This window comes from Bordetella genomosp. 4, from assembly GCF_002261185.1.
Taxonomy (GTDB): Bacteria; Pseudomonadota; Gammaproteobacteria; order Burkholderiales; family Burkholderiaceae_B; genus Bordetella_A.
In genome coordinates, this window is record NZ_NEVQ01000013.1 from 123,986 (window position 1) to 140,380 (window position 16,395).

Consider the following 16,395-nt stretch of genomic DNA (forward strand, 5'->3'; position numbering starts at 1 on the left):
ATTCGTTACGGCTGCCAATTCGTATTTTGTTAGATTTTTCACTAAAATATCTAACAAATACCCTGACAAGCTAATCATGAGTACTTCTCGATCTATCCGTGAACGCGTCGCCTCGCATCCGTCGGGAGAGCCCTTCACTCCCGCCTTGTTTGCGGGCCTAGGGTCGCGCGCTGCCATTGATCAGACGTTGATGCGGCTGACGAAGGCCGGCAGTATCGAACGCATAGGCCATGGTTTGTACGTCGTGCTCAAGGCCGGACGGTTCGGTATCAAATCCATGCCCGCGCCAGAGCAGGTAGCGCGAACGGTTGCTCAGGCCGAAGGCGCGACGATCGAGATTCATGGAGCGGAAGCTGCACGGCGCCTGGGGCTGTCTACGCAGATGCCAGCACAGGCTGTTTTTCACACCACGGGCTCCTCACATCGGATCCGGCTGGGCAAGCTGATTGTCCGGTTGCAACATGTGGCTCCACGCAAGCTCGCATTGGCTGGCCAGCCAGCAGGCCAGGCGCTGTCGGCCCTCTGGTATCTGGGACGAGATCAAGTCACACCAAACACCTTCAGACAGATCGCAAAGAAATTGCCCGCTGACGAGTTCGAGGCGTTGAGCGAGGCCAAGGCCTTGATGCCTGCCTGGATGGTGCAGGCCCTCATTAGCTACGAGCGCAGTGAGCCTGCTCGTGCCTGAGTCTGTTGTGCACTACTTCGATTTATCGTCGGCCGAGCAGGCTGAACTGCTGCATGGCTTGGCACCCGTGTTAGGTCGACGCGCTGAGATTCTCGAGAAGGACATCTGGCTGTGCCAAGTACTGGGGATATTGTTCGCGCTGCCGAATCGCAAACCCATGGCGTTCAAGGGCGGCACGTCTCTGTCCAAGGTCTATCAAGCTATCGAGCGCTTTTCAGAGGACATTGATGTCACCATCGACTATAGGAGCTTGGTCGTCGATGTGCCCGAACTTGCGATGCTTTCCAATACGCAGCGCCGAAAGCTGTCCGATATGCTTAAGAAGGCTCTGATTAAGCATGTCACCGAGGAGTTGGTCCCGGCATTGAAAGAGGCACTGACGCAGTCGCTTCCAATGGTCCAGTTCAACATCGAAGTCAGTGACGATGCAGAGAGGCTCTGGTTGTACTACCCCAGCGCGGTAGAGAATACTGACGCCTATCTGCGACCAAGCGTGCTGATCGAATTCGGTGGCCGCAATACGGCGCTGCCGCAAGACGCGATGAAAATAGTGCCCGACGTGGCCGCCCACGTGCCGCAGTTGGTGTTTCCCAGCGCGCAAGTGGTGGTGTTATCGCCAATGCGTACATTTTGGGAAAAGGCTACCCTCATCCATGTTGAGTGCCATCGTCCGGACCTGCGCATCGATGCGGAGCGTTTGTCGCGACATTGGTACGACTTGGCGCGTTTGGCCGACCATGAGGTGGGGCAGAAGGCGTTGGCTGATACCCAATTGCTGGCCGACGTGCTGAATATCAAGGAGACCTTCTATCGCAGCGGATTCAGCCACTATGGTCTGTGTCAGGCTGGTGGTCTGCGGCTAATTCCCGATGAGGTGTTGATGAGGGCGCTACAACGAGACTACCAGACTATGCTGGATGCGCAGATGTTCTATGGCGAGAGCCTGGATTTTCACCAAATCATAGAGCGCCTGTCCGCATTGGAACGGGATATCAATCGCGCAGCATCTCTGCAAAGAACGTAGAACAGTTCTGCAAATTTCTGGAGTAATTTTTGATGACGATCGACCGTATCATTGGCGTCTCAAAATTTGAATTACTCATGACGCGTCCGATGTCATAGCCTGCGGTGAGGGCCAGTGTTGCACTGGCACCTGGACTTTGGCGTCAGCCTCAGCCTCAGTCTGCAACCGGCATGCGGCTCGTTCTTGAGTAGAGAATACCTAGGAGGAGCACACATGCCCAATGGCAAGCGCAGGGGACTCATCGCGCTCGCGGCCAGCACAGCGCTGGCGTTCGCGTTTCCTGTTTCCGCTCGAGCGGACAGCGACAAGCCAATCACCATTGTGGTTCCTTATACGGCGGGTGGCACCAACGATAATTTCGCCCGTATCCTGGCCGAAGGAATCAGCAAAGAGCTTGGCCGCCATGTGATAGTCGAAAACAAGCCTGGTGCGAACGGCATCATCGGTGCATCGTACGTGGCTCGGGCCAAGCCAGACGGGCAGACACTGCTGTTGGGCGGCACCGGTCCCATTTCATTGAATGCCATGCTGCGCCCGTCGCTGCCATATCGGGTAGACAGTTTCGATTCCGTGGCGCTGTTGTTCGATGGCCCCCTGACGATTACGGTGCCCACATCGATCGGCGTGAATTCGATCGACGAACTGATCCGTTATGCCAAGGAACAGGGCAGGCCGCTACTGTACGGGACGCTGGGTCCGGGCAGCGTCACGGATCTATTCGGCCTCTTGGTGTCGAAGACACTAGGTTTTCCGATGACGCCTGTCGCGTATAAGGACAATAACTCCGCGCTGATCGATCTGATGGATGCCCGTGGCGACATGAACTATGCCACGCCCATTCCCATGATCCAGAACTCCAAGAAACTGAAGATACTGACGCTGACGAGCGAGCAACGCGATCCGACTTTGCCTGCCATTACCACCGTGGGTGAGTTGGGCTATCCGCAACTGAAATCCACCTATTGGACGGCATTGCACGCGCCCAAGGGAACGCCGCGTGAAATCATCGACAAGATTGCCGCCGCAGCGATTAAAACGGTTCAGACGGACGCATTTCATGAGGTGCTGAAGCTTAATGGCCAAACCGACCGAGCCGCAGGGCCAGAGGCGCTGGATGCTCAGTTAGAGGCCGACCGGCAGCATTGGGGCGCCGTGATTCGCGAAAACAACATCGTGATCGATTAGTGTTCGTCACAGCTGGCCGAACCGAACCGCACAGCTGGACCGGAATGTCTCGTAATGAAAGGAATGATATGGCTGATATAAGTCAGAGCTTGTTGCAGCCGGAAGAAACGATAGGGCTGATATGAACCAAACCTGGCTTGGCATCCGCGACCGCGTCGTCGCGGTCACCGGCGCAAATGGCGGGATTGGCCGCGCGACGGTACGTGCGCTGCTGGAACAGGGTGCTCGCGTGGCGATGCTCGACAGGCAAGCGTTGCCAGCAACGGAGCTGGACGCATTGCGCGCCGATACGCAGGGAGAATGCATATCGATCGCCTGCGACGTTGCAGACGATCAACAGGTCGCCTCGGCCGCTGCAGAGGTCGGCCAGCGCTTGGGCGATTGCTATGGTCTGGTCAATAACGCTGCGATGACCATGCCAGGGCACTTGAAAGACGTCGCGATTGCCGACTGGAGCCGCCAACTCGATGTGAATCTGACGGGTTATCTGCGATGCGCGCAAGCCTTTGCAAAACCGATGCTGGCCAAGGGGGAGGGCACGATCGTTCATGTCGCCTCCATCGCCGGCCACAATCCGCAGGCCTACAGCTGCGGCTACAGTACTGCCAAGGCCGCTATATTGATGCTGTCCCGGCAACTCGCTTTCGAGCTGGGGCCGCTGGGGGTGCGCAGCAACGCCATTAACCCCGGGCTCATCAAAACGCCCCTGACCGAAGCTTTTTACGCAGATGCCCAACTGCGCGAGCAGCGTGAGAAAGCCGTGCCGCTGCGCCGTATCGGTACGCCGGAGGATATTGCAAATATTGCAGTCTTTCTGTTGAGCGAACGATCTGCGTATGTCAACGGCGCCGAGATCACGGTCGACGGCGGATTTACGCAGACGCTGATGAGCCACATCCCGCGTCCCGGACGCACCTGATAGGGGAGCGTCGCCGTCCGCCGCCTGGGCCGACGGTTCTGAACGTGCCCGTCGCACGGACCTGGCCGGCTCGGGCGCGGTGGGGTGGCTTCAGGGGTGAGTCAGACTGGCTATAATCATCGATTCGGCCTTTGCTGGGCCCTGTCCAATTTTATTGCTTAGCGCCTTTTGGGCGCCTGACTCCACCATGAAAAAACTGACCGCTGCTCTCCTGGTCTGCGCTACGTCGTTGCTCGCGGCCTGCGGCCAAAAAGATGAACCGGCTCCGCAAGCGGCCGCTCCGGCTGCTGCGAAAAAGGTCGTTGTCGGCCTGGACGATAATTTCCCGCCCATGGGATTCCGGGACGACAAGAATGAATTGGTCGGTTTTGACATCGATATGGCTCGCGAGGCCGCCAAGCGTATGGGCGTCGAGGTCGAGTTCAAGCCCATCGACTGGAGCGCCAAAGAGGCCGAGCTCAACGGCAAACGGGTCGACGCATTGTGGAACGGCCTGACCATCACCGAAGAGCGCAAAAAGAACATCGCCTTCACTGCCCCCTATATGGCCAACCATCAGATCATCCTGGTGGCGCAAGCCTCGCCCATCCAGACCAAGGCTGATCTGTCTGGCCGCGTCGTCGGCGCACAAGACGGCAGCAGCGCCGTGGATGCCATCAAGAAAGACGCGCCTGTAGCCGCCAGCCTGAAAGAAGTGAAGCTGTTCGGCGATAACGTCACCGCGCTGATGGACCTGTCGGCAGGCCGTCTGGATGCCGTGGTGGTGGACGAGGTCGTGGGCCGCTATCTGGCCAGCAAACGCGAAGGGCAGTATCGCGTCCTCGGGGAAAACTTCGGTACCGAAGACTACGGCGTCGGCCTGCGCAAGGAAGACACCGAGCTGCTCGCCAAGTTAGACGAAATCCTGACCGCCATGAAAAAAGATGGCTCGGCCGCCCGCATTGCTCAGCAATGGTTTGGCGCCGACATCATCAAATAAGCCCGCCGCAAGTGGTCGGCTGACGAGAGCACCGCATGGATTACATCATTTCCCTGCTGGGGCCGATGGCTCAGGGCGCGAAAACGACCCTGACCTTGTTTTTCGTGACGTTCGCGCTGGCAGTGCCCTTGGGGCTGCTGCTGGCGCTGGCGCGCATCTCGCACTGGCGCGTTTTGAGCCAACTGGTGAACGCCTATATCTGGTTGATGCGGGGTACGCCGCTGATGCTGCAGATGCTGTTCATCTATTTTGCATTGCCGTTCGTGCCGGTGATCGGCGTGCGGCTGCCTGATTTTCCGGCTGCGATCGTCGCTTTTGCGTTGAATTACGCGGCGTATTTTGCCGAGATCTTCCGTGCCGGCATTCAGTCCGTGGATCGTGGCCAATACGAGGGCAGCAAAGTCCTGGGCATGACGTATCTGCAGACGCTGCGCCGCATCGTGCTGCCGCAGATGGTGCAGCGCGTGTTGCCGCCCATGAGCAACGAAACCATCACCCTGGTCAAGGATACGTCGCTGATTTATGTGCTGGCGCTCAATGACATTTTGCGCACGGCGCGCGGTATCGTGCAGCGCGATTTCACGACCACGCCGTTTCTGGTGGCGGCTGCGTTTTATTTGATCATGACGCTGTTGTTGACCTGGTTGTTCCAGTACATGGAAAAACGCTATGCCAAGTACGATCAGTAATCCAGCAGCGGGGGAAGCTCTGACCACCGATATGACTTCCAATGCCAGCGCCGATCCGCGCCCCATCATGATCGCCGCCCACCAAGTGGGCAAATCATTTAACGGCGTGCGTGTGCTGGATCAAGTGTCGCTGACACTGCGCAAGGGCGAGGTGGTCGCTGTCATCGGGCCGTCAGGGTCGGGCAAGAGTACTTTCTTGCGTTGCCTGATTCATCTGGAGACCATCGATCAGGGCAGCATCGCGATCGAGGGAGAGACGTTAGCCTCCGCCTCTGCCGACGGCGCGAGCCACTATGTGCGCGACGCCGAGGTGCGCCGGATTTGCCGCAAAATGGGAATGGTGTTCCAGTCGTTCAACCTGTTTCCCCATAAGACGGTACTGGAAAATATCATCGAAGCCCCGATCACCGTACAGCGTGTGCCTCGGGACCAGGCCATTGCCAAGGCCGAAGAGCTGCTGCGCAAAGTCGGTCTCTTGCACAAACGCGATAACTATCCGGGGCGCCTGTCTGGCGGGCAGAAACAGCGGGTGGCTATTGCGCGGGCGTTGGCAATGGAGCCGGATATCATGCTGTTTGACGAGCCGACTTCTGCACTGGACCCCGAACTCACGGGCGAAGTCCTGCGTACGATGAAGCAACTGGCCGACGAACACATGACCATGCTGGTCGTGACGCATGAAATGGGCTTTGCGCGCGAGGCCGCGCATCGCGTGATCTTCATGGACAACGGCCGCATTGTCGAAGAAGCCCCCGCCGAGGAGTTTTTCCACGCGCCCAAGCAAGAGCGGGCGAGGGCGTTTTTGGGCCAGATGCTGTAATGCCCGCGAGGCCGGCCGCGAATTTTCTATTGCGGTCGCGCCAGTTTCAATCCAGCCTCGGGGGCTCGCGCACGCAGGATCGTCCCGGTAGTGGATTCTGTGCAATACAAGGTATGGCGATCAGGTCCGCCATACGCGATATTCGTGGTCGACATGCCTTTTTCGCTGCGCCAGACTTTGATGGGCTCGGCCCGAGCGTTCAACAGCCAGACATAACCCAGCCCAGGGTTCGCCACGACCAGGTTGCCCGACTGGTCGACTGCCAATCCGTCTGGACCGCTGGGGCCGTATGACGTAAAGAACTGACTGACTTTGGACACGCTGCCATCGGGCAAGAGCGGTACCCGCCAGACGCAATTGCCGCGGGTCACCGCCAGGTAGAGGACTTTTTCATCGGGCGAAAGCGCTACTCCATTGGGGCTGGGCACGTTGGCCAGCAGCAAATCCAGCTGGCCATTCTGCCTCAAACGATAGAGCCGGCCACTGGGATCGTGCAAACCGCTTTGGCCTTGGTCGGTGAAATACAGATTGCCCAGGCTGTCGAAAATCAAGTCGTTGACACCACGAAACCGCTCGCTGTTGCGCCGCTCCAAATAGGGGCTGACATGGCCGGTATTGATATCCAGCTGCATCAGGCCGTTTTTGTAGTCCGTGATCAGCAGCGTCGTGGCGTTCAGCCATTTCATGCCATTGGGCTCACCGTCGTACTCGGCGATCAAGGTCCATTGGCCTGTCGGGTCAATGCGAAAAACGCGGCCCCATGGAATGTCGGTAATGTATAGATTGCCCGCGTCGTCGAACACCGGACCTTCTAAGAATGAATCCGACACGGCGCCTCCGCGATTGGCGTCAGCCCAAGCGCTGCGCTCAGGCTTGCGCAGCGCTGGCGGCATGGTGCTGAATACATCGAAACTGATTACGTCTGGCGGGGAAAGCAGAAACATCGTGGGCTCCGGGATATCTCGTTATTCAGGGCGGGGAACGCGGATGTATTACTCGGATTTCAATCCCAGTTCGCGCGCCGTGTTGGTGTAGTTATTGACCTCTTGCCTCAGTTGCGTGCCGAACTTTTCTCCGCAAGTATTTTGCGCTTGCATGCCCAGCGATTGCAATTTGCTTGCGGAATCAGAGGATTTGGAAAATTCAGTGGCGATTTTTTCGAGCACAGCCAAGGCATCGGCAGGCGTACCGGCCGGGGCGAGCAATCCATACCACGCATCGGCGCTGTAGTCGTTGACGCCTGCCTCCGCGAACGTAGGCACATCCGGCAGGAATGCGGAACGGGCTGGCGACGCCACCGCGATGGCGCGAAGCTTTCCGGCCTGCAATTGCGGCAATACCGATCCCAGCGTGGCAAATGAGCTATCGACCTGTCCGCCCAGCAAGTCGGTCACGGCCTGCGCCGCACCCTTGTACGGGATGTGGTTCATCGATGTGCCGGTCAGTTTCAGGAACTGCGCGCTGGCGAAATGTCCGGAGCTGCCCGTACCCGGGGTGGCATAGGTGCGCATGCCGGGCTCGGCCTTGAGTTGCTGCAGGAATTCGCCCAAAGTTTTGACAGGCATGGACGGTCCCACTACCAATACCGTGGGGCTGATGGCCAGCGTGCAGACCGGCGCAAAGGATTTCAACGCGTCGAAGCCCACTTTTTCACTGTACAGCGCGGGGATCATCGTGTGATTCGTCGCGCCCAGCAGCAGCGTATAGCCATCGGGCTTGGCGCTGGCGACAGCCTTGGCAGCCAATGTAGTGTTGGCGCCCGGTTTGTTCTCGACGATGAAGGTCTGACCGAGACTACGGCTCGCTTGATCGGCAAAGGCACGGGCCACCACGTCAGTGGGGCCGCCAGCCGAAAATCCGACGATGAGGCGAACGGGATGGTCCGGATAGGCGCCATAGGCGGTGCCAAAGGCCAGCGCGAGCGCTATGCCGCATGCGAGCGTCGATTGTTTCATGAGTTGTCTCCTGTGGGTTGCAGATGCCTCGCGGTGAAGAGGTGGTATTCAACGACGTTCACCGCGATAGCTGGCTGGCGGCGCCTTTTGTATGTTTTCAGGCGTCGCCATGTCTGCGTCTATTGCTTCGATACATTGGTCCGCGCTAATACGGCCAGCAGATTTTGCGCCGCCGCCACGCCCATATTGACATATGCCGCACTAGTGACGCCGCCGATATGGGGGCTGAGGATAATATTTTTCTCGCCCTGAAAGGGATGGCCGGCCACCATGGGCTCCACGGCAAAGCTATCCAACGCCGCCATTTGTACCTGGCCGCTGCGCACAGCATCCAACAACGCGGTTTCATCGATGAGGCCGCCGCGCGCCGTATTGACAATGATCACTCCGCGTTTGCATTGGGCGAGTGTCTGCGCATTGATCAGTCCGCGATTGTCGGCCGTGAGCGGGCAGTGCAGCGAGATCACATCGGATTCGCGCCACAGGGTGTCCAGATCGACCGATTGAATGTAGTCGGGCAGCGCCTTGGCATAAGGATCAAAACCGATGATGCGCATGTCCAGTGCGGCGGCCATCTTGGCAGTACGCAAACCGATGGCGCCCAAACCGATCAGGCCCAATGTTTTACCGCCAAGCTCCAGGCTTTTATGCGTCGCCTTGTCCCAATGGCCCGCATGCATGCGGGCGTTGAGTTCGACGACGGATTTGGCGCAGGCCAACAGCAGCGTCAATGCTTGTTCGGCGACGGCCGCCGCATTGGCGCCAATGGCGGCCACGACCTCGATGTTGCGTGCCTGAGCAGCGGCCTTGTCGATCGTATCGGTCCCGCTGCCATGTTTGGAGATCACGCGTAGCGCAGGAGCCGCATCCATCGCGGGCGCGCCGACTTTTCCATATCGCACAATGATGGCGACAGGGTTGTGATCACGGCACAGATCCACGATGTCCTGTTCGCTGGGGGTCTTGCCAGCGTAGATGACGCGGTAGCCATTCAACAGAGCCAATGCTTCATCCGCGAGATCTGCGCCTGTGATCAGGATTGCAGGCTGGGATTGTGCGGCCGATGCGAGGACCTCCTGTGGGGATTCGAGCGTGGCAGCATTCACAGCGTTTCTCCTTCCTTCAGCACGCCGGCGTTGCGCAGCGCCGAGGTCAGCCATTTAGCGGCGGTGTCGCCGGTTTGAATGGCGGCAATGCGGGCGGCCTCGTCTTTCACTTTCTTTTCAGCGGCAGGCAACAGGCTTTCAATTTTGTCGCGTTCGACGACGACTACGCCATCGTTGTCGCCGATAATGAAATCGCCAGGATGCACCGTCACGCCGCCGATGCTGACGGGATGGCCAATGCGGCCACCGACGTTCTTGGTGGGGCCGTTGGGATTGGTGCCTGCAGCAAAGACCGGGTAGTCCATTTCAATGATTTCCAGGCTATCGCGCGCCGCACCGTCGATCACAACGCCGGCCAGGCCTAGTTGTTTGCAAGCAGTCATCATGATGGTGCCCATCAAGGCCGAGCTCAGGTCGCCTTTGCCGTCGATGACCAGTACGTCGCCGGGTTTGGCTAACGACATGGCGGCGTGGATCATCAGGTTGTCGCCGGGGCGGACTTCCACCGTGAACGCGGTGCCCGCAAATTTCATGCTCGAATGCAGTGGGCGGATACGGCCATGCAGAGCGCCACGGCGGCCAGCGACGTCGGCCAGAATGGCGGGTTGCAGCTCAGCGGCGCGGCGGACGATGTCAGCGGAAACGCGGGGGAAATCTTTGATGATGTCGGGAGTGCTCATGATGGTGTCCTGTAGGTTCAATCAGAAGGAATGGAGAGATGAAAAGACGTGGGCGTCAGGCGGTGATGCCGGCATCGCGGATCACTTGACCCCACTTGACGTAATCGGCGCGACGCATCTTGTCGAGCGCCTCGGGGCTGCCGCCCACCAGCGTGATGCCGAGTTTGTCGGCCAGTTCCGTTAACGCCGGCGTCTGCAATGCGCTGGCGATCGCCGTGTTCAGCTGCTGGATGATCGGCGCCGGGGTTCCGGCCGGCGCAAACACGGCCTGCCATTGCTCGACGACAAAATCATCGAAACCGGATTCATCCATGGTCGGGATATCGGGCAGCGTTTTCAGCCGCTGTGCAGACGTGACTGCGAGCGCACGGAGGTTGCCGCTTTGTATATGAGGCAGCGCGGCCGCGATGGGGGCGAACATGAATTGAACTTGTTCGCCCAAGGTGTCTTGCAATGCTGGCGTGTCGCCTTTGTAGGGCACATGAATAAAGCGGGTCGCCGTTTTCTGCTTCAGCAATTCGCCTTGGACGTGTAGTACGGTCCCTGTACCGCCTGAGGCATAGGCAATACTGTCAGGCTTGGCGCGAGCCGCCTCGACCAGTGCTTGTACTGAGGTGTAAGGTTGGTGCTTGCCAACCACCAGTACGTGTGGAATGGTGCCCACGGTGATGACGGCAGCAAAATCCTCGACGGGATCGTAAGTCAGCTTACCCATCATATGAGGGGCAACCGCTTGCGGACCGATCGACGTGCCCAATACGGTCAAGCCATCGGGCTCGGCGCGGGCCACGCGCGCGGCGCCGATCGTGCCGGTGGCACCCGGACGATTGTCGACAATGACTGTGGTCTTGAGCAGCGTGTTCAACTGTTGCGCAATGGCGCGTCCCAATACATCGGTGCTGCCGCCTGCGGGGTACGGCACTACCCAGGTGATCGCTTTACCATCAGGCCATGCCGCGGCGCGGCTGGTCTGCGCAGCGCCTGCGGCAAGCAGCGCGGCACCGGCGAGGAATCGGCGGCGGCTGAACTGAATAGGGTTGAGGTCCATGTTCACGATGTCTCCTGTAGATTGGCAAATGATGGGAGCGATGTGTGGCTCGTGAAGCCATATAGCTGTTCTGGATTGCGCACGAGGATTTGTCTGAAGACCTCGTTGTCCTGCGCCCAATGGGCCAGGCGGTCTATCTGCTGTGCGTCATCCGGCATCGGGTGCAGTCCTGCAGAGGCAGTGGCATGCGGCCAATCGCTGCCCCACAGCACTCGATCGGGCGCGGCGTGGATATAGCTGCGCGCCAACGGGTCGATGGCAGGGTCATCGGTGCGTCCGCTGCCGCTGACGATATAGCCACCGGACAGCTTTACCCATGCGCGGCCTTCGCGCAGCAAGCGCAGCACCAAGGCATGCGCCGGATGATTAAAGGCCTGGCCAGGTTGCAGCCTGGCCATGTGATCGAAGACGATCTGGACCGGCAATCGCGTCAGGATTTCTGCCTGTAGGGCCAACTGGTCGGACGGCATCAATAGCTGCAGATGCCAATTCCATTGGGCAATGCGCGAGGCAATCGGCGCAATCTGGTCGATATGGCCCACGACACCTCGCGACAGATTCAAGCGAATCCCTCGAACGCCCGCATGATGCAATGCCTGCAAAGCGCTATCGCTTTCATTGCCGTCGATCACTGCGACGCCGCGCGCCTGATCCCCCATCGCAGCGAGCCCGGCCAACATGCTGTGGTTGTCTGTGCCGTATGTAGACGGAGTGACCAGGACCGCCCGCGATGTTCCTAAGCGAGCCTGTAATGCCCGATACTGCTCAACCGATGCATCGGGTGGCAACAATGTCGCCCCAGGCACAGCCGGAAACCGTGCGTCATAGACATGGATATGACAATCGCAGGCGTGCAGAGGGACTGGGGACACGGGGTGAGCCGTTCCCGATGTATAGGCGAGGGCAGCCATCGTTCAGGAAATATCTGGTCGTTGGAAATTCGACGGTGTCATGAGCGTCTGTCTTGATCCGCTTCGGTCCTTATTCCACCCGCGCGCCGGAAGCCTTGACGATGTCGGCCCAACGCAGCCGATCGTCATGGATCAATTTGCCGAATTCCGCCGGGGTGCTGGTCAGTACGTCTGCACCTTGTTCCCGGTACTTCTTTTGCAGATCTTCGGTCTTCAGCGCCGCATTGAACGCGGTATTGAGTTTGTTGACGATGTTCTGCGGAATGCCGGCCGGGCCTGCGATACCGAACCAGGTGATGGCTTCGAAATCCTTGAAACCCGATTCGGCAACGCTCGGTACATCGGGCAGATCCGGCGTACGCTGCAAAGACGTCACGACCAGGCCACGCATTTTGCCGTTGCGGATGTGGCCGATCAGGGTCGGCACAGACGACATGTACATCTCGATTTGTCCACCGATCAGATCGTTGATTCCTTGTGCGGCCCCTTTATAGGGAATGTGGGTGAATGTCGTGCCGGTGGCTTGTTGCAGTTTGACCGTGGCCAGGTGGCTGACGGTGCCATTGCCGGACGAGCCGTAGTTGAGCGCTGACGGCTTGGCTTTGGCGTCTTTCACGACGTCGGCCAGCGTTTTGTACGGCGACTGCGCGGGAATGGCCAACACCAGCGGCGCGCTGGCGATCAGTCCGATCGGCGCGAGATCCTTTTCAGGGTCGTAGGGCAGTTTGGCGTATAGCGTCGGGTTGATCGCCAGATTGCTGGTCTGGCCCAGGACCAGGGTGTAGCCATCCGGGGCAGACTTGGCCACGGCGTCTACGCCGATATTGCCGCCGGAGCCGGGGCGGTTTTCCGTGACAATGGTCCAGCCCGTATCTGTAGCGACCTTATTGGCGACTTCGCGCGCCAGGGTGTCGGTGCCACCGCCTGGAGGGAACGGCACAATCAGACGGATGGGTTTGGTCGGGAAATCCTGGGCAATGGCCGGGGTCAGGGCGCAGGCTAGCGCGATGCCGGCGAGTACACGAGGTAGGACGTTCATTCTGTCTCCGATTTGGATGTGGTTTTTGGTGAGTGCATTGTGCTGTCGTGTTCCGCCCATTACAATGATGTCTTGTCTGATGCAACATGTTCTATCAAATGAAATACTCTAAACCCGATACGGAAGACAATTCCGATGCTGGCGAAGGCGTCGTCGCAGTCCGGCGCGCCATGCGCATCCTGGGCGCCTTTGGCGTCGACGATTCCCATTTGTCTTTGGCTGAGCTCAGCCGCCGCACGGGCTATCACCGTTCGACGGTGTTGCGGTTGGCCCGGACGCTGGCGATGGACGACTATCTGGCACAACGCGTGGACGGCACCTGGCGATTGGCGCGCGCCGCGGGGTGGCTGGGCGCCTGCTATCAGGCCACGTTCAATGTGCACGATGTCGTCGAGCCTGTGCTGCGCGAGTTATCCAGCGCCACCGGCGAGAGCGCCACGTTTTATGTGCGCGAGGGCAATCAGCGTATCTGTGTCGTGCGGGTCGAGGGGCCACGGTCTATCCGCCACCACGTGCGGGTGGGGGCAGCGCTGCCCTTGAATCTGGGTAGTCCCGGCCGCGTGATTCTGGCTTTTTCGGGCGAGGCGGGCGAGCCGTACGAGTCGATACGGCGTGCCGGCTACATGATGTCGTTAGGCGAGCGCGACGCCGAGGTGTCCAGCATCTCTGCGCCGGTTTATACGTCCAATTGGACCTTGCTGGGCGCGATCTGCATTTCCGGACCGCTGTCCCGCCTGACCGAAGAAGCCATGAACGGTCACAAAGAAACCGTGCTGGCTGCCGCCAGCCGCTTGTCACGCGCCATGATGGGCGTGCATCAGGGCACGTCGGTGTCCGGCCAGCGTATGACGCATTTCTGATCCATACGGCGCTTAGGGTATCGCACTGTATCTATCCTCCGTGCCGACACACGACGACGTGCGGCGCACCGATCCTGACACGCGCGAGATACGTCAAGGTTGTCTAGTAGCACTGTGCCCGACGGGCTACGCAAAGACAACTTTCATTGACGAATCGCGGAGTAAGGAACATGGATGCATTGAGTAAAGGGCTGGCTGGGTCGTTGTTGGCGATGGCTGCTGTGATGGGCAGCAGTGCAGCACAGGCGGCGGGTACACCGACGGCCATTCTTGTGCATGGCGCATTTGCGGATGGTTCGAGTTGGAATCAGGTGATCAGCCGCCTGAACAAGGCGGGTATTCCGGTCATTGCGGTGCAGAACCCGCTGAGCTCCTTGGCCGATGATGTGGCAGCGACCCAGCGTGCCATAGATCGCGTCGACGGCGATGTCGTGCTGGTCGGGCATTCCTGGGCAGGGACCGTCATCACCCAGGCTGGCCTAGATCCAAAAGTAAAGGGCCTGGTGTATGTGGCGGCGTTCGCGCCAGAGCCAGGGCAGAGCACGGCGGCATTGGGCAAGAACTACCCCGTTCCGCCCGGCATCGGCAAGCTCGCAGCAACCAAGGACGGCTATCTCTATCTGCCGGCTGCCGTTGTGAAGTCAGATTTTGCACAGGATGTACCCCCAGCCGAAGCACAACTGATTGCGGCGACTCAGGGCCTGATCCGTGGGGCAGCGTTCGATGAACCAGTGACACAGGCAGCGTGGCAGACGCGGCCGAGTTGGTTTGTCGTGAGCACACACGACCACATGATCGATCCGGGCCAGCAATTGGATATGGCCAAACGCATCGGCGCGCATGTGACTAAGCTGCAGTCCAGTCATGTGTCGATGGTCTCGCATCCCGATGCCGTTGCACAGGTGATCGGCGATGCCGTAAAGGCGGTTCAGAAGCCGTAACGCAGACCATCCGAGGACATGGAGAAAAATCATGACGCAGTTTCAAACTAACCATGCCCCGAGCCTGGCGGGCAAATCAGCGCTGGTGTTCGGCGGTTCGAGAGGAATTGGCGCGGCCATTGCCAAGCGGCTTGCAGAGGATGGCGCAGATGTCGCCTTGACCTATGTTTCGGCGCCCGATCACGCAGCGGCAACGGTCAGGGATATTGTGGCGTTGGGCCGAGCTGGTGTGGCAATTCAAGCGGATAGCGCCAGCGCAGACGATTTGGGCCGGGCCGTTGCACAAGCCGTAGACCGATTCGGCAAATTGGATATTGCCGTGGTGAATGCAGGGATCTTGCGATTGGGGCCTGTCGATACGTTCTCTGTCGAAGATCTGGACTTGATGTTGAGCGTGAACGTGCGAGGTGTGTTTCTCGCGATCCAGGCCGCGGTCGCCCGTATGGGACCAGGCGGCCGCGTTGTAACAATAGGCAGCAATACGGCAGTGAACAACAGGTATGCCGGTTCCAGCGTCTACACGATGACGAAAGCGGCGGTGGCTGCGATGGTCAAAGGGGTAGCGCTGGATGTGGCTGCACGCGGGATTACCGTCAATAATGTGCAGCCTGGGCCGACACTGACTGATATGACACGCGACCATGTCGAACACATCTTGCCAGCGATTCCTGTCAAGCGGGTAGGCTCGCCTGAAGAAATCGCAGGGGTAGTGTCGTATCTGGCTCGCGCCGAATCGGGTTATATGACGGGCGCGAGTTTGACGATCGATGGCGGGATGACCCTGTGAGCGGCAGGCAGGACTACTTCGTTACTGTCTTGTGATTGCCGGCAAAGGCGGCTGCGATGCCGAGTCCGATCAGCATCGCGCCGCCCAGGTAGCGATCCAGTTTCAGATAGGTGCGGCTGGTGCGCAGCCATTGGCCTGCCGCACCGGCGGCGATGGCATAGCAGGCGTCGCTGATAAAGCCGACGACGATGAACACCGCGCCCAGAAAGAGAATCTGCGAGGCCACGTGTCCGCGGCCGACGTCGACGAATTGCGGCAAGAATGCCAGAAAAAACAGCGCAGTTTTCGGGTTGAGCAAATTGATAATGAAACCATCGCGATAGAGCTTGCGATAGTGCCGTTTGGCGACCGGGACATCGGTACTGCCCGCGGTAGGGCGCGTACAGATTTTCTTCAGTCCCAGCCAGATCAGGTAAGCGGCGCCAGCGTATTTGACGATATCGAAAGCCAACGCCGACGAGGCCAGCAACGCGGACAGGCCGAGCGCCGCAGCGATGACGTGCACCAGCGTGGCGGTGTGGATCCCTAGGTCCGAGACCAGGCCGGCCTTTTTCCCTTGCTCGATCGATTGCGCAATGATGTACAGCACGGCCGGGCCGGGGATAAGCAGGAGTACTATCGCTGCACTGATAAACAAGGTGAGATTGGTGCTGCTGGGGATGACGAATTCCATAGTCTGCCTTGAGGTGTTAGCTATTTGACGGCTGGATCCGGTGCCCGGGGCGAGGACGTTTGCAGGCATCGCATGGCACGTTGTGGACTCG

18 protein-coding genes are annotated in these 16,395 nt (G+C 59.3%); 10 read left to right on the top strand and 8 right to left on the bottom strand.

The annotated features are described in order from the left end of the window. Positions 1-76: 76 nt before the first annotated feature. From CAL20_RS10825 to CAL20_RS10855, 7 genes are all read left to right on the top strand, one after another. Positions 77-688 carry a DUF6088 family protein gene (locus tag CAL20_RS10825; protein WP_094837851.1) on the top strand — a complete coding sequence of 204 codons (612 nt, stop codon included), beginning with the start codon at positions 77-79 and terminating at the stop codon, positions 686-688. Next, positions 681-1,712: a nucleotidyl transferase AbiEii/AbiGii toxin family protein gene (locus tag CAL20_RS10830; protein ID WP_094821398.1), complete on the top strand. Its 1,032-nt coding sequence runs from the start codon at positions 681-683 to the stop codon at positions 1,710-1,712. Before CAL20_RS10825 ends, CAL20_RS10830 begins: the two co-directional genes overlap by 8 nt. Before the next feature lie 213 nt (positions 1,713-1,925). Further along, positions 1,926-2,897, top strand: coding sequence for a Bug family tripartite tricarboxylate transporter substrate binding protein (locus CAL20_RS10835; RefSeq protein WP_094821013.1), 972 nt, complete (start codon positions 1,926-1,928; stop codon positions 2,895-2,897). Positions 2,898-3,018: 121 nt separating this feature from the next. Beyond that, positions 3,019-3,816 carry an SDR family NAD(P)-dependent oxidoreductase gene (locus tag CAL20_RS10840; protein WP_094821014.1) on the top strand — a complete coding sequence of 266 codons (798 nt, stop codon included), beginning with the start codon at positions 3,019-3,021 and terminating at the stop codon, positions 3,814-3,816. Between the two features lie 187 nt (positions 3,817-4,003). After that, on the top strand, positions 4,004-4,795 hold the full coding sequence (locus CAL20_RS10845; RefSeq protein WP_094837852.1) for an amino acid ABC transporter substrate-binding protein: 792 nt from the start codon (positions 4,004-4,006) through the stop codon (positions 4,793-4,795). A 35-nt stretch (positions 4,796-4,830) separates the two neighbouring features. Further along, a complete protein-coding gene (locus CAL20_RS10850) occupies positions 4,831-5,484 on the top strand; it encodes an amino acid ABC transporter permease (RefSeq protein ID WP_094821016.1) in 654 nt (217 codons plus the stop codon). A 67-nt stretch (positions 5,485-5,551) separates the two neighbouring features. Beyond that, positions 5,552-6,304, top strand: a complete 753-nt coding sequence (locus tag CAL20_RS10855) for an amino acid ABC transporter ATP-binding protein (RefSeq protein ID WP_094838365.1) — start codon at positions 5,552-5,554, stop codon at positions 6,302-6,304. Positions 6,305-6,330: 26 nt separating this feature from the next. On the opposite strand, the gene CAL20_RS10860 is transcribed toward CAL20_RS10855, so the two are convergent. The 7 genes from CAL20_RS10860 to CAL20_RS10890 all read right to left on the bottom strand — a co-directional run bounded on the left by CAL20_RS10860 (position 6,331) and on the right by CAL20_RS10890 (position 13,043). Then, complete coding sequence (locus CAL20_RS10860; protein WP_094821017.1) at positions 6,331-7,248, bottom strand: SMP-30/gluconolactonase/LRE family protein; 918 nt, start codon at positions 7,246-7,248, stop codon at positions 6,331-6,333. A 48-nt stretch (positions 7,249-7,296) separates the two neighbouring features. Then, the gene (locus CAL20_RS10865) at positions 7,297-8,259 is read right to left on the bottom strand and encodes a Bug family tripartite tricarboxylate transporter substrate binding protein (RefSeq protein WP_094821018.1); all 963 of its coding nucleotides are present in this window, start codon (positions 8,257-8,259) and stop codon (positions 7,297-7,299) included. 119 nt (positions 8,260-8,378) lie between these two features. Continuing rightward, complete coding sequence (locus CAL20_RS10870) at positions 8,379-9,299, bottom strand: hydroxyacid dehydrogenase (RefSeq protein WP_254924048.1); 921 nt, start codon at positions 9,297-9,299, stop codon at positions 8,379-8,381. Between the two features lie 62 nt (positions 9,300-9,361). Next, positions 9,362-10,045, bottom strand: coding sequence for an RraA family protein (locus CAL20_RS10875; protein ID WP_094821020.1), 684 nt, complete (start codon positions 10,043-10,045; stop codon positions 9,362-9,364). Between the two features lie 55 nt (positions 10,046-10,100). Then, a complete protein-coding gene (locus CAL20_RS10880) occupies positions 10,101-11,093 on the bottom strand; it encodes a Bug family tripartite tricarboxylate transporter substrate binding protein (protein ID WP_094837853.1) in 993 nt (330 codons plus the stop codon). Positions 11,094-11,095: 2 nt separating this feature from the next. Next, positions 11,096-12,004, bottom strand: a complete 909-nt coding sequence (locus tag CAL20_RS10885) for an amidohydrolase family protein (RefSeq protein WP_094837854.1) — start codon at positions 12,002-12,004, stop codon at positions 11,096-11,098. A 70-nt stretch (positions 12,005-12,074) separates the two neighbouring features. Further along, positions 12,075-13,043, bottom strand: coding sequence for a Bug family tripartite tricarboxylate transporter substrate binding protein (locus tag CAL20_RS10890; protein ID WP_094821023.1), 969 nt, complete (start codon positions 13,041-13,043; stop codon positions 12,075-12,077). 98 nt (positions 13,044-13,141) lie between these two features. Between CAL20_RS10890 and CAL20_RS10895 the strand changes: the two genes are divergently transcribed. The 3 genes from CAL20_RS10895 (at position 13,142) to CAL20_RS10905 (ending at position 15,631) form a co-directional block, all read left to right on the top strand. Then, positions 13,142-13,903 (top strand): IclR family transcriptional regulator, encoded by a 762-nt coding sequence (locus CAL20_RS10895; protein ID WP_094821400.1) that lies wholly within the window; start codon positions 13,142-13,144, stop codon positions 13,901-13,903. A gap of 170 nt (positions 13,904-14,073) precedes the next feature. Beyond that, the gene (locus CAL20_RS10900; RefSeq protein WP_094821024.1) at positions 14,074-14,844 is read left to right on the top strand and encodes an alpha/beta fold hydrolase; all 771 of its coding nucleotides are present in this window, start codon (positions 14,074-14,076) and stop codon (positions 14,842-14,844) included. A gap of 31 nt (positions 14,845-14,875) precedes the next feature. After that, positions 14,876-15,631: a 3-oxoacyl-ACP reductase family protein gene (locus CAL20_RS10905; protein ID WP_094837855.1), complete on the top strand. Its 756-nt coding sequence runs from the start codon at positions 14,876-14,878 to the stop codon at positions 15,629-15,631. A 13-nt stretch (positions 15,632-15,644) separates the two neighbouring features. Here CAL20_RS10905 and CAL20_RS10910 read toward each other — a convergent pair whose 3' ends face one another. Next, positions 15,645-16,304, bottom strand: a complete 660-nt coding sequence (locus tag CAL20_RS10910) for a LysE family translocator (RefSeq protein ID WP_094821025.1) — start codon at positions 16,302-16,304, stop codon at positions 15,645-15,647. Between the last annotated feature and the right edge of the window lie 91 nt (positions 16,305-16,395).